We start from the raw sequence: 4,540 nt of genomic DNA on the forward strand, positions 1-4,540 counted from the left end.
CGGTATCTCTCGATACCGGCCTTTTCATTCACTTGGCCTGATAGATGATCCCTGGACTGCACTGAACCATCTGGTAATGATCCGGCAAGCCATTGAGCGCCTCCGAAGCCCCCAGGAACAGATATCCCCCTGGCTTGAGCGTTGCATGGATACGCATGAGGATGTCTTTCTTCACCTGCGCGGAGAAGTAGATCAACACATTGCGGCAGAACACGATGTCGAACTTGCCCAACGCCGCATAGCTGTCGAGCAGGTTGAACGAGCGGAACTCCACCCGACTGCGAATTGCCGGCTTAACCGCCCACCGCCCCGGCCCTTTCGGGTCGAAGTAGCGCTGCAGGCGCTCCTGCGACAAGCCGCGGGCAATCGCCAGGCTATCGTACTCACCCGTCTTGCAGTTATTGAGCATGGCACCGGAAAGATCGGTGGCGACGATCTGCGCCCCCATCTTCAACTGGCCCAGGTTGCTGCGCTCGAACTCATCGATAGCCATCGAGATCGAATACGGCTCCTGCCCCGACGAGCAGGCCGCCGACCACATGCGCAGGCGCTGGCCAGGGTTGGCGCGGATGAACTCGGGAATCACCTTGTTCTTCAGCACTTCGAACGGATAGGTGTCGCGAAACCACAAGGTCTCGTTGGTGGTCATGGCGTCGACCACCTGCTCGCGCAGGCCACTGCGGGGCTGGGTCTGGATGCGCTGGACCAGCTCACCCAGGCTCTTGATGCCCTGCTGCTCCATCAGCTTGTTGAGACGGCTGGACACCAGATACTGCTTATTTTCGCCCAGCAGGATGCCACAGGCTTTCTCCAGGAAGACCCGGAACTGTTCGAAATCCAAATTACCCGTAGACAATGCTGCCGCCTCTTTTCAATCACTTGCGCCGGGGCTCGCCCCGGCCGTTTCAATGCGTTGCCTTGATCCGATCGACCACGCGCTGGGCCAGGTCGTCCGGCTTGAACTTGGCCAGGAAGTCGTCAGCGCCGACCTTCTTGACCATCGCCTGGTTGAACACGCCCGACAGCGAAGTATGCAGGACGATGTGCAATTTTTGCATGCGCGGATCGTTACGAATCTCGGCGGTGAGGGTATAGCCGTCCATTTCCGGCATTTCAATGTCGGAGATCATCATCAGGAACTCTTCTTCCGGCCGCTTGCCCTCATCCACCAGCTTGCGCAGGTAGTCCAGCGCCTGGCGGCCGTCGTTGAGCGCCACCACCTCCACGCCCACGGTCTGCAGGCAACGGCTGACCTGCTTGCGCGCCACCGACGAATCGTCGACGGTCAGCACCCGCAGCAACACGGCCTTGTCCTGCACCTCGGCATCGACCACGCCGGCGGAAACCGACTCCGAGGACGGTGCCACTTCCGCGAGCACCTTCTCGACGTCGACGATCTCGACCATGCGGTTGTCTACCCGGGTGACCGCCGTCAGGTAGTGATCGCGCCCGGTACCCTTGGGTGGTGGATGGATCTCTTCCCAGTTCATGTTGACGATGCGCTCGACCGAGTGCACCAGGAAACCCTGGGTCTTGGTGTTGTACTCGGTAATGATCACGAAACTGTTACGGGTCTCTTCTTTCAGGCCCGGTAGCCCCGTCGCCATCGACAGGTCGAGGATGGGGATGGTTGCCCCACGAATGTTCGCTACACCGCGCACCACCGGATGGGACTTGGGCAACAGGGTCAGCTCCGGGCACTGCAGCACCTCACGGACCTTGAACACATTGATGCCATAGAGTTGATCGCCATTGAGACGGAACAACAGCAGCTCGAGGCGATTCTGTCCAACCAGTTGCGTGCGCTGGTTGACCGAATCCATAACGCCAGCCATGCCAGACTCCTTCTATTTTTCTGCTCGCTTGCCAACAAGTCGGCACGGGCTTTGCTTTTTTGAGCGTATGTACACGAAAACGACATTTTTCCGACGACTGACGCGCCTGCTGGCCATCCCCCTGGCCATTGCATGCCTGCTCGCATCCGGCGCTCGCACGCTGGCGGATTCGTTTACCTTGCCTGAACAGCTTATCGGTGTCACCCAAGGGTTTCTTGAATTCACCGTCGAAGACTACATGACGCGCACCCAGACCGTGGGACGTTATGACATCCAGGTCAACAATCTCGACCCACGCCTGCGCATGCCGGTGTGCAGCCAGCAACTGGACGCCTCGCTGGAAAGCCCGGCACAGCCGCTTGGGCGAGTGACGGTGCGGGTACGTTGCGACGGCACCTCGCCCTGGACGGTATTCGTGCCGGCACAGGTGAAGCTGTTCCGCGACGTGGTGGTCATGACCCGCCCACTCAAGCGCGAAAGCGTGATCACTGAAGGTGACGTGGCTCTGCGCGAGCGTGACGTCAGCACCCTGGGCCAGGGCTTTCTGAGCGAACTCGACCAGGCCGTGGGCATGAAACTGCTGCGCCCGACCATCCTCGACCAGGTCCTGACGTTGCAGCAACTGGAACAAGCGGACGTGATTCGCAAGGGCGATCACGTGGTGATCACCGCCCGCAGTGGCGGCCTGAGCGTACGCATGCCAGGCGAAGCCCTGAGCAAGGGCGGCCTGACCGAACAGATCCGCGTGCGCAATCTCAACTCCCAGCGCGTGGTCAAGGCCACGGTGGTCGGGCCGGGCCAGGTCGAAGTGGCGATGTAGGAAGGATGTAAAAGGCACCGGCGGTTCATCGCCGACGAAATAATGCAGGACCCCGGGACTGGCGGCGAGGAACCGCTTTTCCTAAACTGTGTCAGAAATCGGGATATGCGGGTTTGCTGACGGACGGCAGAACATTTGTGCCTAAAGTTTGTTTCGGGTTGGCCGAAACAAAGGCAAGCGTCCTATTCACCCAGAGGTTTCTGATCATGGTCATCGACTTCAGTCGTTTGAATAACTCTCCGTCCATCACGGGCGGCGTTCGCGGCAATGCCGCATCGGGCAACACCGAAAAAACCGGTGGTGCCAGCGATGCAGGCAAGCCTGCCAGCGTTAGCGGAGAGGCGGTACACCTCAGTCAAGAGGCCCAGCAGTTGCAGAAGATCAGCGACAAGCTGCGCGATCAACCAGCAGTCGACAGCGCCCGCGTGGCCCAGTTGAAGCAGGCGATCGCCGACGGCAGCTACCAGGTCGATGCCGGCCGGATCGCCAGCAAACTGCTTGATTTCGAAGCTCAGCGCTAACCTTACGGTGCGCTGACTTCCAGGACGCCAGAGCCAAGAGCCAGCCATGCACGACACCACACTGCTGCAACTGATCGAAGACGACATCGCGCCGACCCAGGAACTGCTCGACCTCCTCCAGAAGGAAACGGTCGCCCTGCACGGTCGGGACATGCAGGTGCTGGAGACCATCCTCGCCCGCAAGCAATCGCTGATCGTCTTGCTCGAGCAGCAGGGCATGCGGCGCAATCACCTGCTCAACGGGCTCGGCCTCAGCGCCGACCGGGCAGGTGTGCAGGCCGTTGCTGCGCAATCGCCAAACGGCGAGATCATCCTGCAGCAACTCGATGTGCTGACCCAGTTGATGGATACCTGCCAGAAGGTCAACGAGACCAATGGCCGGGTTATCCAGGTGCAGCAGCACGCCACGGCCAACCAGATCAGAATCCTCAACGGCGGCGACTCCCCGTCGCTGTACGACAGCCGTGGTACCACCTCCCCCATGGACAAGCCCCGGGCGATCAGCCAGGTGTGATTATTCCTATTCAAGGCACGGAACATACTGGCAAAATGCCGTTACTTGCGTGTGTCGTTTTTGCCTGGAGATTGATTACCCGTGTTCAATGAGTCCGATGCTCCTCAGCCACCAAAAGTGCTGACCACTCCTCTGGAGATTTCGGCGAACCTGCGCCAGCTGATGGAAAGCCACGATCCGCTGATCATCAGCTTCCATGAACGCAGCCAGCGCTTCCAGAGTTACGTGGTACAGGTGGACCGGGACGCCAACGTTCTGGCACTGGACGAAATGATCCCGCGTGACGGCGAGAAGTTCATCGAGAACGGCGAACCCTTCCGCGTCGAAGGTTTCCACGATGGCGTACGCATTGCCTGGGAGTGCAACACTGCGCTGGCCATCGGCGAAGTCGATGGCCACCGCTGCTACCGCGGCACTCTGCCCACCGAAATGACCTACCATCAGCGTCGCAACGCCTTCCGCGCTGCGCTGAAACTGTCGCAACTGGTCGACATCATCCTCGACGGCACCCACCTCAAGGGCAACGGCGCGCTGCGCGGCAAGCTGCTGGACGTGTCCGCCACGGGCTGCAAGCTGCGCTTCGATGGCAACGTCGAAGAGCGCCTGCAACTGGGCCAGGTGTATGAGCGCTTCAAGGCCGCAAACCCGCTGGGCCTGAGCGACGTGATGGTGGAGCTGCGTCACCTGCACTTCGAAGAGCGCATCAATACCACCTTCGCCGGCGTGCGTTTCCACAACCTCAACGGCCAGAACCAGCGCAAGATCGAGAGTTTCGTGTACCAGCTGCAGCGTGAAGCGCGGCGGTTCGATAAAGACGACTACTGATCGCCCCTTGAAAGACATCGACGCC

At 60.2% G+C, this 4,540-nt stretch carries 6 protein-coding genes; 4 read left to right on the forward strand and 2 right to left on the reverse strand.

What is annotated here, in order from left to right; genetic code table 11:
* Positions 1-28: 28 nt before the first annotated feature.
* Entirely contained in the window at positions 29-856 is an 828-nt protein-coding gene (gene cheR, locus HU729_RS24980; protein WP_186666457.1) for a protein-glutamate O-methyltransferase CheR, read from the reverse strand.
* Positions 857-905: 49 nt separating this feature from the next.
* Entirely contained in the window at positions 906-1,835 is a 930-nt protein-coding gene (locus HU729_RS24985) for a chemotaxis protein CheV (RefSeq protein ID WP_063545699.1), read from the reverse strand.
* 67 nt (positions 1,836-1,902) lie between these two features.
* Here HU729_RS24985 and flgA point away from each other — a divergent pair, with 67 nt between their 5' ends.
* From flgA to HU729_RS25005, 4 genes are all read left to right on the forward strand, one after another.
* Positions 1,903-2,655 carry a flagellar basal body P-ring formation chaperone FlgA gene (flgA, locus tag HU729_RS24990; protein WP_186666458.1) on the forward strand — a complete coding sequence of 251 codons (753 nt, stop codon included), beginning with the start codon at positions 1,903-1,905 and terminating at the stop codon, positions 2,653-2,655.
* 206 nt (positions 2,656-2,861) lie between these two features.
* Positions 2,862-3,176, forward strand: coding sequence for a flagellar biosynthesis anti-sigma factor FlgM (gene flgM / locus HU729_RS24995; protein WP_186666673.1), 315 nt, complete (start codon positions 2,862-2,864; stop codon positions 3,174-3,176).
* 46 nt (positions 3,177-3,222) lie between these two features.
* Positions 3,223-3,690, forward strand: a complete 468-nt coding sequence (locus tag HU729_RS25000) for a flagellar protein FlgN (RefSeq protein WP_054891911.1) — start codon at positions 3,223-3,225, stop codon at positions 3,688-3,690.
* Positions 3,691-3,771: 81 nt separating this feature from the next.
* Positions 3,772-4,515 (forward strand): flagellar brake protein, encoded by a 744-nt coding sequence (locus tag HU729_RS25005; protein ID WP_186711870.1) that lies wholly within the window; start codon positions 3,772-3,774, stop codon positions 4,513-4,515.
* Positions 4,516-4,540 lie beyond the last annotated feature (25 nt).

It is taken from the genome of Pseudomonas sp. RW10S2 (assembly GCF_014268985.1).
GTDB classification, from domain to species: domain Bacteria; phylum Pseudomonadota; class Gammaproteobacteria; order Pseudomonadales; family Pseudomonadaceae; genus Aquipseudomonas; species Aquipseudomonas wayambapalatensis.

Coding starts and splice junctions, on each gene's coding strand:
- HU729_RS24985 (WP_063545699.1), bottom strand. CDS start 1,835: ATGGCTGGCGTTATGGATTCGGTCAACCAGCGCACGCAACTGGTTGGA.
- flgA (WP_186666458.1), top strand. CDS start 1,903: ATGTACACGAAAACGACATTTTTCCGACGACTGACGCGCCTGCTGGCC.
- flgM (WP_186666673.1), top strand. CDS start 2,862: ATGGTCATCGACTTCAGTCGTTTGAATAACTCTCCGTCCATCACGGGC.
- HU729_RS25000 (WP_054891911.1), top strand. CDS start 3,223: ATGCACGACACCACACTGCTGCAACTGATCGAAGACGACATCGCGCCG.